This is a genomic window from Streptomyces sp. NPDC001903 (assembly GCF_042891345.1).
GTDB lineage: Bacteria > Actinomycetota > Actinomycetes > Streptomycetales > Streptomycetaceae > Streptomyces.
Genome location: NZ_JBIASZ010000026.1, coordinates 1 through 15,891 on the forward strand (window position 1 = coordinate 1; position 15,891 = coordinate 15,891).

Annotated in this window: 13 protein-coding genes and 1 pseudogene; 6 read left to right on the top strand and 8 right to left on the bottom strand. The window is 73.5% G+C overall.

All coding sequences use genetic code 11. The annotated features are described in order from the left end of the window. Positions 1-157: 157 nt before the first annotated feature. A complete protein-coding gene (locus tag ACFYZS_RS36650) occupies positions 158-418 on the bottom strand; it encodes a hypothetical protein (protein WP_389022681.1) in 261 nt (86 codons plus the stop codon). Between the two features lie 341 nt (positions 419-759). Between ACFYZS_RS36650 and ACFYZS_RS36655 the strand changes: the two genes are divergently transcribed. Beyond that, positions 760-3,999, top strand: a complete 3,240-nt coding sequence (locus ACFYZS_RS36655; RefSeq protein ID WP_389022684.1) for a TIM-barrel domain-containing protein — start codon at positions 760-762, stop codon at positions 3,997-3,999. Positions 4,000-4,011: 12 nt separating this feature from the next. On the opposite strand, the gene ACFYZS_RS36660 is transcribed toward ACFYZS_RS36655, so the two are convergent. Continuing rightward, positions 4,012-4,653, bottom strand: coding sequence for a DUF6817 domain-containing protein (locus ACFYZS_RS36660; RefSeq protein WP_389022687.1), 642 nt, complete (start codon positions 4,651-4,653; stop codon positions 4,012-4,014). Between the two features lie 202 nt (positions 4,654-4,855). Here ACFYZS_RS36660 and ACFYZS_RS36665 point away from each other — a divergent pair, with 202 nt between their 5' ends. Continuing rightward, positions 4,856-5,764 carry a LysR family transcriptional regulator gene (locus ACFYZS_RS36665; RefSeq protein WP_389022689.1) on the top strand — a complete coding sequence of 303 codons (909 nt, stop codon included), beginning with the start codon at positions 4,856-4,858 and terminating at the stop codon, positions 5,762-5,764. On the opposite strand, the pseudogene ACFYZS_RS36670 reads toward ACFYZS_RS36665, so the two are convergent. The 3 genes and pseudogenes from ACFYZS_RS36670 to ACFYZS_RS36680 form a co-directional block, all read right to left on the bottom strand. Next, positions 5,747-7,111 (bottom strand): annotated as a pseudogene (locus ACFYZS_RS36670) (MFS transporter); the annotation flags it as partial. The gene ACFYZS_RS36665 and the pseudogene ACFYZS_RS36670 overlap by 18 nt on opposite strands. Continuing rightward, the gene (locus ACFYZS_RS36675) at positions 7,108-7,728 is read right to left on the bottom strand and encodes a TetR/AcrR family transcriptional regulator (protein ID WP_389022692.1); all 621 of its coding nucleotides are present in this window, start codon (positions 7,726-7,728) and stop codon (positions 7,108-7,110) included. The pseudogene ACFYZS_RS36670 and the gene ACFYZS_RS36675, both read right to left, overlap by 4 nt. A gap of 60 nt (positions 7,729-7,788) precedes the next feature. Next, positions 7,789-8,724, bottom strand: a complete 936-nt coding sequence (locus tag ACFYZS_RS36680; protein ID WP_389022695.1) for an alpha/beta fold hydrolase — start codon at positions 8,722-8,724, stop codon at positions 7,789-7,791. 150 nt (positions 8,725-8,874) lie between these two features. On the opposite strand from ACFYZS_RS36680, the gene ACFYZS_RS36685 reads away from it, so the two are divergent. Beyond that, positions 8,875-9,483, top strand: a complete 609-nt coding sequence (locus ACFYZS_RS36685; protein ID WP_389022697.1) for a TetR/AcrR family transcriptional regulator — start codon at positions 8,875-8,877, stop codon at positions 9,481-9,483. Positions 9,484-9,507: 24 nt separating this feature from the next. Here ACFYZS_RS36685 and ACFYZS_RS36690 read toward each other — a convergent pair whose 3' ends face one another. Beyond that, positions 9,508-10,632, bottom strand: a complete 1,125-nt coding sequence (locus tag ACFYZS_RS36690; protein ID WP_389022700.1) for a M20 family metallopeptidase — start codon at positions 10,630-10,632, stop codon at positions 9,508-9,510. Positions 10,633-10,751: 119 nt separating this feature from the next. Between ACFYZS_RS36690 and ACFYZS_RS36695 the strand changes: the two genes are divergently transcribed. Then, complete coding sequence (locus tag ACFYZS_RS36695; protein WP_389022702.1) at positions 10,752-10,994, top strand: DUF6158 family protein; 243 nt, start codon at positions 10,752-10,754, stop codon at positions 10,992-10,994. Between the two features lie 24 nt (positions 10,995-11,018). Here ACFYZS_RS36695 and ACFYZS_RS36700 read toward each other — a convergent pair whose 3' ends face one another. Then, positions 11,019-11,180 carry a DUF6126 family protein gene (locus tag ACFYZS_RS36700; RefSeq protein WP_389022705.1) on the bottom strand — a complete coding sequence of 54 codons (162 nt, stop codon included), beginning with the start codon at positions 11,178-11,180 and terminating at the stop codon, positions 11,019-11,021. Positions 11,181-11,398: 218 nt separating this feature from the next. Here ACFYZS_RS36700 and ACFYZS_RS36705 point away from each other — a divergent pair, with 218 nt between their 5' ends. Then, entirely contained in the window at positions 11,399-12,931 is a 1,533-nt protein-coding gene (locus ACFYZS_RS36705) for an MFS transporter (RefSeq protein ID WP_389022707.1), read from the top strand. A gap of 24 nt (positions 12,932-12,955) precedes the next feature. Here ACFYZS_RS36705 and ACFYZS_RS36710 read toward each other — a convergent pair whose 3' ends face one another. After that, positions 12,956-14,290 (bottom strand): tetratricopeptide repeat protein, encoded by a 1,335-nt coding sequence (locus ACFYZS_RS36710; RefSeq protein ID WP_389022710.1) that lies wholly within the window; start codon positions 14,288-14,290, stop codon positions 12,956-12,958. Positions 14,291-14,443: 153 nt separating this feature from the next. Between ACFYZS_RS36710 and ACFYZS_RS36715 the strand changes: the two genes are divergently transcribed. Beyond that, positions 14,444-15,799, top strand: a complete 1,356-nt coding sequence (locus tag ACFYZS_RS36715) for a M64 family metallopeptidase (RefSeq protein WP_389022713.1) — start codon at positions 14,444-14,446, stop codon at positions 15,797-15,799. Positions 15,800-15,891 lie beyond the last annotated feature (92 nt).

A 15,891-nucleotide genomic window follows, 5' to 3' on the forward strand; every position in this document is an offset into this window, starting at 1 on the left:
CACGCGCGCTCGCCGCGTTGTCGTCGGTCGACGACGCGAGCGTCGCCTCCTCCCCCTGCCTTCGGCGGGGGGACCCCCACCTCCGCCTTGCGATCGCACGCACCAGACCCCGCCGGCCCGCCCTCACGGGCGGACGAAGCTACTTTGACGACACCCCCTAGCCGGCCGGTACCGCGCCCCCGGCCACCGTCCCGGTCGGCGTGGCCGGGTCGGTGTGCTCGGGGTACCGCTCCTCGTACGCCTGTATCAGGGAGACGAGGAGGTCGAACGAGGCGTCGTCGAGCGGCGAATCGCCGGAACCGTAATACGCGGCGGCGGCCCTGATGGCCGTACCGATCGCGTCGGCGTACTCGTCGCGGGTGGAGAGGACGGAACGGGGGCCGGCCGGCGGGTCGGGAGCGGCGCTGGTGATCGTCATGCCCCGGATCGTCGCGCAGGGGTCTGACAATGCCCCGCCGGTACCGCGAGGGCGGCCTGGGTGGCATCGCCCCCGCGGTCACCCGATCGGACCTGCGCGATGCGACGAAGCCCGCACCTTCGGCGCGAGCGGGGCTCCTTTTCGGACCCGCGCCTACGCGAGCTCGGCCCGGTGATCGGCATGCCACCCCCGTCGTGCGATCCAGCCGACGCATGCTCAAAGATGCTTGATGCGAGACGATTTCGAGCAGCATCCTTCAAGTGATCTTCTTCGGCCGCTATCTTGCCAGGCGCATGCCAAAGCGGTGTGTCCGCAATCCGGACCGCACGAGGAGCTGCCCCATGAGACTCACGCGCATCCCCAGGCGCACGCACAGCCGTATCCCCACGCCCACGCCCACGCACACACGCAAGAAGGCCAAACGGCGGGGGGCGTCCCTCGCCGCGCTGCTCGCCGGGGCCCTCGCCGTCGCCGGTCTGGCCGCCGCCGGGCCGATGACCTCGACGGCCGCCGCCGCCCCGGCCCCCGCCACGGCGGGCAACGCCACCGGCCTCACCCGGTCCGGGAACACCTTCACCGTCAGCACCTCGGCCGGCGCCAAGGCCCGCGTCGTCGTCGCCCGTGCCGACATCTTCCGGCTCTGGCTCTCGCCCGACGGCGCCTTCACCAACGACCCGGCAGGCTCCGACCTCGCCCCGACCACCGACTTCGGCCCCGTCGACGCCTCCTTCACCGACGCGGGCGCCTACTACCGCATCACCACCGGCGCCCTGAACATCCGCGTCAACAAGATGCCCCTGCAGTTCTCCGTCTACCGCGCCGACAACGCCACCCTGGTCTGGCAGGAGACCCAGCCCACCTCGTGGACGGCCTCCCAGACCACCCAGTACCTGGCCCGCGGCACCGACGAGCAGTTCTACGGAACCGGCCTGCGCCTCGGCGAATGGGCGCTGCGCGGCAAGACCGTCCCCGTGGCCGTCGACAACAAGTGGCGCGAGAACAACAACGCCAGCCCGGCCCCCTTCTACATGTCCACCAACGGCTACGGCGTCATGCGCAACACCTGGGCCCCCGGCTCGTACGGTTTCAACGCCCCCACCACCCTCACCCACGACGAGAAGCGCTTCGACGCCTGGTACTTCACCGGCGATTCGCTGAAATCCGTACTCGATGGCTACACCGATGTGAGCGGCAAGCCGTTCATGGCGCCGATGTGGGGCCTGGAACTGGGCAATGCCGACTGTTTCAACGCCTCCAACCCCGCATACCAGGGCGACCACAACCGCCTGCGCCACCAGACCACCCCCGACGTGGTCGGATACGCCACCGACGCCCGCGCCGCCGACATGCCCTCGGGCTGGTTCCTGCCCAACGACGGATACGGCTGCGGCTATACCGCGCCGCTCAAATCGACGGTCGACGCCCTGAAGGCCAAGGGCTTCCAGACCGGCCTGTGGACCTCCACCGGTCTCGGCTCCATCGCGGACGAGGTCGGCGCGGCCGGCACCCGCGGCGTGAAGACGGACGTCGCCTGGATCGGCGGCGGCTACAAGAGCGCCTTCAACGGGGTCCAGCAGGCCGTCGACGGCATCGAGAAGAACTCCGACGCACGCCGCTACGTGTGGACCGTGGACGGCTGGGCCGGCACCCAGCGCAACGCCGTCGTCTGGACCGGCGACACCAACGGCACCTGGGACGACATGCGCTGGCACGTCCCCGCCATCGCCGGCGCGGGCCTGTCCGCCCTCAACTACGCCTCGGGCGACGTGGACGGCATCTTCGGCGGCAGTCCCAAGACCTACACCCGCGACCTCCAGTGGAAGGCCTTCACCCCCGCCTTCATGACCATGTCCGGCTGGGGCGCGACCAACCCGGCGGCCGGCTACCAGGACAAGCAGCCCTGGCGCTTCGCCGAGCCGTACCTCTCCATCAACCGCAAGTACCTGCAGCTCAAGATGCGGCTGATGCCGTACCTCTACACCATGAGCCGCACCGCCCACGAGAGCGGCGTGCCGAGCACCCGCGCCATGGTCCTGGAGTACCCGGACGACCCGGTGGCCCGCGGGAACCTCACCAGCGGCCAGTTCATGGCCGGCGATTCCTTCCTCGTCGCGCCGGTCGTCTCCGACACCTCCGTCCGCGACGGCATCTACCTGCCCGCCGGGACCTGGACGGACTACTGGAGCGGGAAGACGTACGCCGGACCCGGCTGGCTGAACGGCTACCAGGCGCCGCTCGACACCCTGCCCCTGTTCGTCAAGGGCGGCGCGATCGTGCCGATGTGGCCGCAGATGAACCACACCGGCGAGAAGCCCGTCTCCACCCTCACCTACGACATCCACCCGCGCGGCAACTCCTCCTTCAGCCTCTACGAGGACGACGGGCTCACCCGCGCCTACCAGTCCGGCGCGTACGCCCGCCAGCAGGTGGACGTCACGGCCCCGGCCGCCGGCTCCGGCACGGTCACCGTCTCCGTGGGCGCCCCCACCGGCAGCTACACCGGCAAACCGGCCGCCCGGGGCTACGAGTTCAGCCTCCACCTGGCCTCCGCCCCCGGCTCGGTCGCCGCCGACGGGGCCGCCCTGACCCGCCAGAGCTCGAAGGCCGCCTACGACGCGGCCGCGTCCGGCTGGTTCTTCGACCCCGCCGACCGCGGCGGCATCCTGTGGGTGAAGTCCGGTACGAAGTCCGGGGCGTTCGGCATCACGGTGACCGGCACCTCCGTGCCCGCGGCCGACCCGGTCCCGGCGACCTCCGCCCCCGTCCCGCAGTCGGCGTGGACCCTGGTCTCCGCCGACAGCCAGGAGAGCGCCGCCGAGAACGGCGCGGCGAAGAACGCCTTCGACGGGAACCCGGCCACGCTCTGGCACACCGCATGGTCCTCGGGCACCCCGGCCGCGCTGCCGCACGAGATCGGCATCGACCTCGGCGCCCGCTACGCCGTCGACGGCCTCGGCTACCTGCCCCGCCAGGACGGCGGAGTCAACGGCCGGATCGGCGGCTACGAGGTGTACGTCTCCGACAGCACCACCGACTGGGGATCACCGGTGGCGACGGGCACCTTCGCCGACACCGCCGCCGCCAAGTCCGTCCCCCTGGCCGCGAAGACGGGCCGCTACCTCCGCCTGCGGGCCCTGACCGAGGCCGGCGGCCGCGGCCCCTGGACCAGCGCCGCCGAGATCAGCCTGACCGGGCGCGCCGCCCCGCTCCCGGCCGACGCCACCCTCGTCCAGGCGGCTTCCGCCCGCTGCGCGGACCTGCCGCACAGCGCCACCACGCCCGGCACCGAACCCACCCTCTACGCCTGCCACGGCGGCCCCAACCAGCGCTGGAGCCTGACGGCCGACGGCCGGGTCACGGGCCTGGGCGGGGTCTGCCTCGACGGTACGAGCGCCTCCTCGGTCACCGTCCAGACCTGCGGCGCGGCCGCGGGGCAGAGTTGGCAGCAGGGGCCCGACGGCAGCCTCCGTACGCTCGGCCAGTGCCTGGCCCCGGTCGGTGCGGGCACCGCGAACGGGACCCGGCTCACCCGCGCGGCCTGCGACGGCAGCCCCGCGCAACGCTGGACCTTCACGCCCTGACGAAGCCGGTCGTCAGGACGCGCAGGCGCCCTCCCCGAGCACGGTCCGGCACTCCCGCCAGGCCGGCTCGGTGAGCAGCCCCCGCAGCCGGGTGAACAGGGCGAGGAGGTCCGGCCCGTGGGCCGCACGGAACGCCGGGTCGATCCGGGCGAGGTCCAGCTCGTTCGCCGCGGACAGCTCGGCGAAGTCCCGCCGGGGCTGAAGGCCGGGGGAGTGGACGCGGCCGGTGAACCGGTCGCGGAACGCAGGCGCCACCGGCGCCACCGACGGCACCGCCTCGCCGTCGGCGGCGCCGGTGCCGGCCGTGACGCCGGTGCCGGCCGGGAGACCGGCGGCGAGCGTCGGACAGAAGGCCGCGCGGTCACAACTGGCGTAGAAGTAGACGACCTCCTCGGCCTCGGCGCCGATCACCGCCGCCAGCTCGGCCCGCCGGCCGACCGGCAGCAGGGCGGTGGCGAAGCCGTCCGTCCCGTAGAACGCGTGGCACAGGCCCGCGAGCCGGAGCGCCGGCCGTGCTCCCCACGCCCCGAGCCGCGCGTGTACGCGTTCCAGATGCGCGAGCAGGGTGCCGCCTGGGTGGTCCAGGTGTCCGGCGCCGAGTTCCCGCAGCAGCGCGAGGGCGGCCGCCTCCCGGCGCTCGGCCTGGGTCTGCATGGGCGTGGTCCTCTCCCGCGTGCCCGATGGACGTGGGTGGGTCGGCACCCGTCCCCGCCCGCGCCGGGGTCCGGACCGTGGCGCGGGCGGGGACGGGTTGCCGCCCGGGGCCCCGTATGGATCGTTGTCCACCCACAGACCCAAGTCAATCCTCTGATTGCCTATCAAGACCCAAGCTGGAGCTTGGAGTAGCCTCCACCCCGTGACTCTCGACGATCTCCGCGTCTTCGTGGCCGTCTGCCGGGCCGGCAGTCTCAGCGCCGTCGCCCGCGACCTCGGCTGCACGCAGTCGGCCGTCAGCCAGCACGTCCGCCGCCTCGAGAAACAGACCGGAACCGAGCTGCTGGAGCGGCACGCCCGCGGTGTGGTCCCCACCGAGGCCGGGCGCATCCTCCAGGCGGCCGCCGCCGACGGCATCGCCGGGCTCGACGGGGCCCTGCGCCGTCTCGACGAACTCGTCCGCGGGAACAGCGGATCGGTGCGCATCACCACGGGTGCGACGACCGTACGGCACTTCATGTCCGAGGCCGTCGTCGACTTCCGGCGCCGCCATCCGCAGGTCAGTCTGGAGTTCCAGACCGAGAACTCCAGCCGCAGCTGCTTCGACGCCCTCGCCGCCGACGACCTGGACCTCGCCTGGATCACCATCGGCCGCCCCGTGCGCGGCATCGAGCAGCGCCCGGTGATGGAGCTGCCCTGGGTGCTCGCGGTCTGCGCCGACGACCCCCTCGCCGCCCGGCCCCGCATCGAGCCGGCCGACCTCACCGGGATCCGCCACATCCGGCTCCCGGAGAACTCCGCGTCCCGGGCCCACCTCGACACCGCCTTCGCGCAGTCCGGCATCCGGATACGGTCCGACACCAGCGTGGCCGACTGGGACACCGCCCTGCTCCTGGCCGAACTCGGGCTCGGCCACGCCGTCGTGCCGGCCCTGCCCGGCTGGCGGGTCCCCGGATCAGACGGCCCGCTGCGCCTCGTCCCGGTCCCGGCCCTGCCGCCGCTCCCGGTCGGCTGGGCCGTCCGCCGCTGGGCGGCCCTGTCCCCGCTGGCCCGCGTCTTCGCCGACGACGTCGCCCGCAGCTGTACGGCGCGTGCCGCGCGGCAGCAGTGATGCCGGCAGCAGCCCCACGGCGGCCAGCGCCGCCAGGGCGAACAGGGCGGCCGGCGCGGTCCCGGCGCCCGCGCCCCAGCCCGCCGCGACGGCGATGCCCAGGGTCGGACCGACGTTCATCGCCGTCTGCTTGAGCCCGCCGACGACCCCCGCGTACCCGGCGGGAGCGTCCCCGACCACCGTGCCGGTGGCGGTGACCATGACCGCGGCGAACCCGGCGCCGAGCACCGCGAAGGCCGCCAGGACCACCGGGACGCCCGCCCCCGCGCCCAGCCCGCAGACCCCGAGGACGACCAGGCCCGTACCGGCCAGCGCGGTCCGGCGCGGCCCGTACCGGCGCAGTGCCAGGGCCGCCAACGGCGCGCCCGCGACCATGCAGCCGGTCAGCGGGAGCACCAGCAGGCCGGTGGCGAGCGGGCCCTGGCCCCGTACGTCCTGGAGCAGGAAGGTCGCCGTGAACAGGGCCCCGAACATGCCGGCGGAGACGGCCAGCAGCAGCGCCATCGAGGCCGCGACCGGCCGGGACCGCGCCACGGCGGCCGGTACGAGCGGCTGCGCGGCCCGCCGTTCGTACCGTACGAGCAGAGTCGCGAGGGCGGCCGCCGCGCCGAGCCCGAGCAGGGTCGGCGGCGCGGTCCAGCCGTGGGCGGGCACGCCGGCCAGCGCGTGGACGAGCAGGGCGAGCGTCGCGGCCAGCAGCGCCGCGCCGGTCAGCGCGGGCCGGTCCGATCCGGGCCGGTCCGATCCGGGCCGGTCCGATCCCGGCACGTCCGATCCGGGCCGGTCCGGCGCGGGGATCCGTACGGCGAGGGCGAGCGCGGCGATCGCGAGGGCGATCGGCACGTTCAGCACGAACACCGACCGCCAGCCCGACTGCGCGACCAGCGCGCCCCCGAGCAGCGGACCGGCCGCGGCGGCCGCGCCGATGGCGCCGGTCCGGACCGCCACCGGGCCGGAGAGCCGGTCGGGAGGGTAGGCGAGGCGCAGCAGCGCGAGGGTCGCCGGCTGCAGCAGGGCCCCGAACACCCCTTGGGCGGCGCGCAGGGCGATGACCCAGCCGACTCCGGGCGCGAGCGCGATCCCGGCGGAGCTCGCGGCGAAGCCGAGCACGCCGACGAGCAGCAGCCGCGTGTGCCCGTACCGGTCTCCGAGCCGGCCGGCGATGACGAGGAAGGCGGCCACGGCCAGGAGGTAGGCGGTGCTCGTCCACTGGACCTGGGCCATGCCCGCCCCGAGGTCGTGGCGCATGCTGGGCTGCGCCACGCTGAGGACGGTGCCGTCGAGGGCGACGAGCATCGCGCCGCCCACGCTGACGAGCAGCGCGATCCGCTGCCTCGCGCGCGTCATGCGGGATCCGACCCGAGGTGGGCGTCGAGGGCGGCGCCGACGAGCCGTTCGATGCCTACGGTGGGACGGGCTTCGAGCATCAGGGGCAGGCTGCCCCAGGCCCACAGCTGGGCCACGCCGTGCAGGTTGGCCCACAGGGCGGCGGTGATGACCTCGGGGTCCCCGTCGGTCCGGCAGCGGGAGACGAGCCCGACGAGGAGGCGGAAGAGCGGGACGGTGGTCTCGCGCAGCTTCGGCTGCCGCGGCCCGGGGGTGTCTTCGCCGGTGTTCTCCGCCGCTTCGCTGTCGAGCAGGTCGTGGCGGAACATCAGCTCGAACATCCCGCGGTGCTCCAGCGCGTAGCCGACGTACGCGCATCCGAGCGCCCGTACCTGCTCGCGCGGCGAGGAGGTGCCTTCGACCGCAGCGGCGAACCGGCCGCCGAGGTCGGCGAATCCGCGCCGGGCGATCGCCGAGAGCAGGGACTGGTGGGTGGGGAAGTAGCGCCGGGGCGCGCCGTGCGACACCCCGGCGCGCCGGGCGATCTCGCGCAGGCCGAGGGCGGCGGTGCCCTCGGTCAGGACGAGGTCGACGCCGACGTCGATCAGTCGTTCCCGGAGCGGGCTGTGCGGGTCCATGGACCGTGTCTACCAGGAGAGAGTAGACACTGTCTACCGCCGTGCCGCCGATCCCGCCGCTCAGTCGACGGAGTCCATGAACTTCAGCATCCGGGTGTTCGCCTCCCGGGCGTGGTCGATCTGCGGGCCGTGCCCGGTGTCGCCCATGATCTCCACGACGGCGCCGGGGACCAGGCGCGGTACGCGCTCGCGCTGCCGCTCCGGGTGGACGAGCAGGCTGTGTTCGCCGAGCAGGACGTACAACGGCGTGCGGATGGTGCGCAGTTGTTCTTCGGTGAGCGGCTGCGGAGTGGGTCGGCGGATCCGGAACGCGCGGACGCTGAGCATGATCATCGCGCGCAACTCCGGCACGATGAGCACGGGTTGGTCGAGCCAGGCCGCCAGGCGGCGCCTCATGGGCCTGGGTGCGACCGTGGCGAACAGGCTGATGAAGATCCAGACGAAGAAGCGGGCTCCTGTCTTCTCCAGGCCGCCCGGGTCGAGGAGGGTGACCGACGCGAGCCGCCCGGGGCTGCGGTGCACCTGATTGAGTGACAGCCAGCCGCCGTACGAGCTGCCGATGAGGTGGATCCGGTCGAGTCCGAGGCCTTCGAGGACCTCGTCGAGCCACTGGGCCGCACGCTCGGGCTGGTGGATGGGGGTGTGCTGCACGCTGCGGCCCGGATCGCCGAGGGTGTCGACCGCGAAGACCGGCCGCTCGGCGCTGAGCGCGGCGAGATTCGGGTACCACTGCGAGGAGTTGCCGCCCGCGCCGTGCAGGAGCACCGCCGGGGTCCGGGCGGCGGCCCGCGGATCGGCGGGGCCGAAGCGGTAGACGTGCGTGGTCCCGAAGCTCGTCTCGATGTCGGTCTCCGCGTCCGCGGCCGGGCCCAGTGCGTAGACGGCGTCGCAGGCGGCGAAGTACCGCTCGCGCAGCCGGTCGTTCACGTAGCGGCCGACATCGGCCTGGACGTGCTTGCGCTGGCGGTCGCGATCGCGGGTCGTGGTCTCGGGCACGGTGGCACCTCCGGTGGTCCGTCGCTTTCTTGATACGACCGTACCATGATGCTGGTACGGCGGTACCATGAAATCTGCGGGCCGGATCAAGGCGGGCCGGGGCGGGCCTGCCCCGTGCGAAGGTCGAACGAACGGGCGGAGACACACCGGATGCCGAAACGGGTGGACCACGAGGAGCGGCGCAGCCAGATCGCGGAGGCGCTGGTCCGCGTCGCCGGCCGGCGCGGACTGCACGCCGTGGGCATGCGGGACGTGGCCGCGGAGGCAGGGGTCTCGCTGCGCCTCGTCCAGTACTACTTCCAGACCAAGGAGAACCTGCTCCTGTACGGGCTCGAGCACCTGGCCGCGGCCCTCGGGGCCCGGGTCGCCGAGCGGCTGCGGGCGGTGGGGCAGGACCCGGGACCGCGCGCGATGATCGAGGCGCTGCTGATGGAGGCGCTGCCCACGGACGAGGCGAGCCGGACCTTCCACATCGTGTACACCTCGTACGCGGCGCTGGCGCTGACGGACGAGGCGCTCGCCGCCCAGCCGTTCATCGACAACCCGAACGCGGCCGAGGACGCCCTGACGGCGCTCCTCCAGCAGGCGGTCGACGCGAAACTGGCCCCGCCGGACACGGATCCGCGCACGGAGGCGATCAGCCTGCTCGCGATGTCGGCGGGGCTCGGCACCAGCATCCTGGTGGGCCAGCGCACGCAGGAATCGGCCGCGGCGGTGCTCCGCCACCACCTCGACCGGCTCTTCCCGGCCCTGCGCTGACGGGCCGGGGCGCGGAGGCGGAGGCTACGCGCTCGCGCTCGTGTGCCCCTGCGTGTCCCGGATCGCCCGTACCAGTCCGGCCACGAGGTTCGCCCGCTCTGCCATGGCGTCGACCACCACGTACTCGTGGTCGGCGTGGGCGCCGCCGCCGACCGCACCCAGGCCGTCCAGGGTCGGCACGCCCAGCGCCGCCGTGAAGTTCCCGTCGCTGCCGCCGCCTACCGAGCGGCCTTCGAGGCCGGGGAGCAGCTGTTGGGCCACCGCGAAGAGGTCGGCCGAGGCCGACTCCGGCATCGGGGGCCGGCCGATGGAGCCGTGGACCGAGATCTCCGCGTCTTCGAGGTGCGGGGCGAGCGCCGCGAACGCGGACTCGATGCGTGCCTGTTCGCGGGCCGATTCGACCCGCACGTCGGCGGTGACGGTCGCCTCGGCGGGCACGACGTTGTCCACGCCCCCCGCGGACGCGACGGTCGGGGTGACGGTCGTGCCGATCTCGGGCCGCCCCAGTGCGGCGATGTCCAGTACGAGGTGCGCCGCCTCGATCAGGGCGTTGACCCCGGCCTCGGGCTCGAGGCCGGCGTGCGAGGCCCGGCCCGCGACGGAGACGTGGAACGAGCCGCAGCCCTTGCGCCCGGTCTTCAGGGCCCCGCCCTCGGCGGCGCCTTCGAACACCAGCACCGCGCCGCAGGCGAGGGCGCGCTCCTCGATGAGGGCCCGGGAGGAGGGGGAGCCGATCTCCTCGTCGGCGGTCACCAGGATCTCGACGCCCGACAGGTCGTCGAGCAGCGCGAGCCCGTGCACGGCCTGCACCAGCCCGCCGAGCATGTCGAAGACCCCGGGGCCGGTCGCGCGCCCGTCTTCCACCGCGAAGGGGCGCCGTTCGAGGGTCCCGAGCGGGAACACCGTGTCGTGGTGGCCGAGGATCAGCACCCGCGGCGCCCCGCCGCCCGACCAGTGCACGTGCGGGCCGGTCTCGCTCTCGATGAGGACGGCCTCCCCGCCGAGGCGGTTCTCGATGACGGCGGCGACGGTTTTGGCCGATACCCCCAGCGCGTCGAGGTCCCGGGAGGGGGACTCGATCTCGACGAGTGTCCTGAGGTCCTCGATCATCGCGTCCACATTCACATGGACAACCGCACGCATCGTCATGGCGCAAGGGTAGCCGCAGCGCCACGGCGCGAAGTCCGCGGGAAGAGCGGCTGCATCAGGTGCGGCCGGGACGAATGGGGCATCTGAGGGGATGATGGAGGGGAGGAGGTGTTCGGGCCATGGCGGAGCATGACGGCGGTCCCTCGGCGGCGAACCTGGAGGAAGGCAAGCTGCTCAAGGAGCTGGAGGCCATCCACCGGACCCGCCACGAGACCCTGCTCTACGGGTCGGACGAGGCGTTGGTCACTCACACGCAGCGGATGAACGAGCTGGAGCACGAGTACGTACGCCGGCACCCGCAGCGGGCCCAGACGCCGGGGCGGACCCGGTCGGGCGCCCGCGCCCGGACCGGCGAGGGCTGAGGCGGTGCCCACGTCTCGTGGGCCTCACTTCTCGGCGTGCTCGCCCAGGTAGAACAGCAGCCAGATGAACCCGGCGAACACGTGCGTCCCGAAGATGTAGAAGAACGCGCGCAGCGCGACGCCCTTCCCCTTCCACTGCTCGTGCCGCGCCGCCGCGGAAGCGGTGTCCTCGGTCTTGTCCGGCACGGCGGATCTCCGTTTCGAGTGCGGGGCGGGAGCGGGGCGGGGGTGGGGGCAGGGGCGGGCAGGCACGGGCCGGTGGCCCGGAAAACAGCGTACGGGTGCGCCCTGAATCTGAGCCTCCTTCGACCCGAATGAGACGTTGATGTATCATTCGAGGCGAAGGAGGCTCATCGCTGTGCGCGGCGGCGGGCCTCCCCGCCCGCTCACCCGAACGGAACCCCATGCACGCCCGCCGTCCCACCGCTCCCCTCGATCCGCACCGGTGGATCGTCCTCGCGATCCTCTCTGGCAGCCTGCTGCTGATCTCGATGGACACCACGATCCTCAACGTGGCCTTCCCCTCCCTCGTCGGCGACCTCCAGCCCGGCGCCGTACAGCAGCTGTGGATCATCGACGTCTACGCGCTCGCCCTGTCCGGCCTGCTCGTCACCGCGGGCGCCCTCGGCGACCGGTGGGGGCGCAAGCGGCTGCTCATGGCGGGCTTCGCGATCTTCTCCGTCGCCTCCCTGATCGCCGTCTTCTCCACCGAGGCCTGGCACGTCATCGCGGCCCGCGCCCTCCTCGGCATCGGGGGCGCGGCGATCATGCCCTCCACCCTGTCGATCCTGCGCGGCGTGTTCACCGACGCCAAGGAGCGGGCCTTCGCGCTCGCCGTCTGGGCGGCTGTCTTCGGTGGCGGCATGGCCTTCGGCCCGGTCGTCGGGGGGCTCCTCGTCCAGGACTACGGCTGGCACTCCGCCTTCCTCCTGAACCTCCCCGTCGCCGCCGTCATCGTCGCGGCCGGACTGCGCTACCTGCCCGAATCCCGCTCCCCGCGCAGCGGCCGCTGGGACTGGTGGGGCGTCGGCCAGTCGATCGTCGGCATGCTCGCCCTCGCGGGCGGCATCAAGCAGCTCGGCAAGAGCGGGGCCGCGGATCCCCTCCCGTGGGCCCTGCTCGCCCTGGCCGCTGTCGCACTGACCGTCTTCGTACGCCGCCAGCTGCGGGTCGAGACCCCGCTGCTCCAGGTCCGGCTCTTCGCCAAGCCCGCCTTCAGCGTCGCCGCCACCGCGATCTTCCTGCCGATGGTGGGCATGGGCGCGATCCTCTTCCTCGTCACCCAGTGGTTCCAGTACGGCCAGGGGTACACCCCGCTCGAGGCGGGCCTGCGCCTGCTGCCCGCCCCGCTCGCCCTGATCTGCGCCTCGATGGTGGCCCCGACGCTGATGCAGCGCTTCGCGATCCGGCACGTGCTGGGCGCCGGACTGGTGGTGCTGGCCGCGGGCATGGCCCTGCCCTGGAGCTTCCAGCAGTTCACCGAGCTCGGCTACCCGGCCTTCGCCGTGGCCCTCGCGGTCATGGGCCTGGGCGCGGGCATCGCCACCACCGTCGCCTCGGTCACGCTGATCTCGACCGCTCCCGCGGACGAGGTCTCCAGCGCCGCCGCCATCGAGGAGACCTGCTACGAACTCGGCTCGGCCATGGGCGTCGCCATCCTCGGCAGCACCGCGGCCGCCCTGTACCGCGGCAACCTGCCCGCCCTCGACCTGGACGGCGCCACCACCGCGGCGGTCCGCGAGTCCGTGGGCGAAGCCGCCCACATCGCCGAACGGCTGGGCGGGACGGTGGGCAAGGGCCTGATCGAGGCGGCCTCCCAGGCCTACACCCTCGCCATCACCCCGGCCTTCCTCCTCGCGGGTCTCCTCGCGGCGGCGGCGGCGGCCACGACCTGGACGATGATCCCGCGCGACCTGCGGCCCACCGACGACCACTGACGGGGCCGCCGGCAGCGGCCCGCGTCACCGCCGCGGCGGTGACGCGGGCGCCGGACCCAGCGTGGTGGTGCCCGGCGCCGCGCGGTGGCCCAGCCCCGTACGGTAGGCGTCCAGCGCGGCCTCGATCCGGCCCGTGCGCCGCAGCAGGTCGCCCAGCAGCCGGCACAGGTCCGCCAGATCCCCGCTGGCCCCGCTGCGTTCCAGCAGGGTCAGCGCCTGGACGTAGTGCTCCTCGGCGCACTCGCTCTCCCCGCGCTCCTCGGCCATCAGCCCGAGCAGCCGGTGCGCCCCGCCCGCGTGCACCGCGCCGTGGCTGTCGCCCAGCTCCAGGAGCCCGGAGAGCAGCTCGGCGGCCTCCTCGCAGCGGCCCAGCCGGCGCAGGACATCGGCGAGTTCCACCTCGACCTGCGCCGTGTACAGGGCGGCCCGCCGGGCCGCGAGGATGTCCCGGGCCGTGCGCAACTCCGCCTCCGCCCCGACGAGATCGCCGTTCTGCGCCCGGACGTAGCCGCGCATCCAGTGGCAGTGCGCCAGATCGGTCCGCAGCCGCAGCTGCCGGTAGATCGCCTGCGCCTTGGCGAGCGAGGCGTCCGCGTCCGCCGGCCGCCCCGCGGTGAGGAACGTCCGCGCGACCTGCCGGTGCATCCCCGCCACCAGTGCCGGATCCGCCACCTGCGGAGCCAGCGACAGCGCCAGCTCGGCGGCGTGCGCGGCCCGGGCGTGGGCGCCCATGTCGATGTACGGGCCGATCACGGCGGCGTACAGCAGCACGAGCGCCTCCGGATCGGCCAGCCCGCTCGCATTCAGCTCGTCGATGGCGGATTCGAGCAGGTAGCAGGCGTAGCGGAGCTCGCCGGCGAGCAGGTGCGCGACGGCCCGGCCGCGGATCGGGCGGGCCCGGCGGGGCAGCGGCTCCTCGGCCAGCAGTCGCTCCGCCTCCTCGAAGTGGCCGATGGCTTCCGGCAGTTCACCCGCCTCCAGGGCGCAGTCGCCGAGGCCGAGCAGCGCCTCCGCCCGCTCGGCGTCGAGGCCGAGCCGTTCCGCGTCCGCCAGCAGCTGCCGGTACCGTACGGCCGCCTCGGCGGCGGCCCCCGTGGCCAGCGTCTGCTGGGCGTCGGTGAGGGAGAGGCGCAGCTCGGTGGCCAGATGGGCGGGCCGCCCGGTGGCCAGCTCCTCGTACGAGGTGCCGAGGCGCTCGGCGAGGAAGCGCAGCGCCGTCTCGGAGGGCCGGACCTTGCCCGACTCCAGGGTCGAGATGTAGGCGGAGGTGTACGAGGGCTCCGCCAATGCCTTTTGCGTCAAACCGAGTTCGGCACGCATGCGCTGAACCCTGCGGCCGATCGCGGCCGGTTCGTCCATGAAGACTCCCTGGTTGCTCCAACTCCCCATGGTGCAGGGGCGGCTGGCCATTGCGCACCTCCCGTGCGCCCCCTAGTTTAAGCAACTGGTTCAGCGCACTTATCGAGCCGCTTAACTTCCGGTGACTTCCGGCTTCTTCCCGGGGAGAACTCCATGGACGCGTCCCTCCGTCTGACGCTGCGCGCCGCCTTCGCCGCGGCCTGTACGACGGCCCTGCTGCTGGCCGCGGGCCCGCTCGGCACGGCGGCCGCGGCACCGCCGCCGCTACCGGCGAAGGCCGGGACCGAGGTGGAGGTACCCGGACCCGAGGAGGGTACGGCCGCCGGATCCGGCCACATCCGGGTCCCCGCCGCCGGGAAGGCGAGGAAGGCCCCGCAGCTCTCCGAAGCGGACCGGGCGGCCGACGGCGAGGTCGCCAAGCTGGTCGACAACGGCTCGACCGCCGACCGCCTCGACATCGTCGTCATCGGCGACGGATACACCGCCGCCGAGCAGGACCGCTTCCACGCCGACGCCCGGGCCAAATGGGCCGAGATCACCGCCGTGGAGCCGTACTCCACGTACCGGAACCTCTTCAACGTCTGGACGGTCGACGCCGTCTCCCGCGACTCCGGCGTCTCCGGCGACCCCACCCCGGCCACCGTCCGCGACACCGCCCTCGGCTCGTACTTCTGGTGCGAGGAGATCGAGCGGCTGCTCTGCATCGACCAGCCGAAGGTGGACGCGTACGTGGCGAAGGCGCCGGCGGCCGACCTGGTCCTGGTGCTCTCGAACAGCACCAAGTACGGCGGCGCCGGGTACAACGAGCCCAGCCCCACCCTCGGCTACGAGGGGATATCGACCGCCTCCGCCGGCAACGCCAAGTCCGGCCAGGTGGCCATCCACGAGACCGGCCACTCCCTGGGCAAGCTCGCCGACGAGTACTTCTACCCCGACACCCCGGGCTACGAGAAGTACGAGGGCCCCGAGCCCGCCGACTCCAACACCTCCACGCTGCCCGCCGACCGGATGGCCGCCGAGCGGGCCAAGTGGTACCGCTGGCTGGGTGCCGAGTCGCCCGACGGCGGAACCGTCGGCGCGTACGAGGGCGGCGGCTACTACGTCACCGGCCTGTACCGGCCCACCGACAACTCGATCATGCGCGTGCTCGGCAAGCCCTTCAACCTGCCCGGTACGGAGGCGATGATCGCCGGCTTCTACCAGCACGCGAAGCCCGCCGCCCCGCTCACCCCGACGGGCCGCACCCTGCGGCTGCGCAACACGGCGAAGGTCTCCGTACCCCGGCTCTCCGGTGCGGACGGCCGGCAGCTCGACGTCCGCTGGTACCTGGACGGCCGGGAGCTGAAGCGGTTCGCCGGCCGCACCGAGGTCGCGGTCGCCGAGCTGTGGCTCCTGGACCTGCGCACGCACAGACTGTCGGTCACCGCCGAGGACCGCACCCCCTCGGTCCGCGACCCGAGGATCGCCCGCACCCTGAAGTCCACGGTCGACTGGAGCGTCCGCCTCTAGCCCCCGGCGGGGAGCGAGTACGCCGGAGGCCCGGGGCGATCCGCCCCGGGCCTCCTTCGCAGCCTTCTTCGCGGCCGGTCCGCGGACCGGCC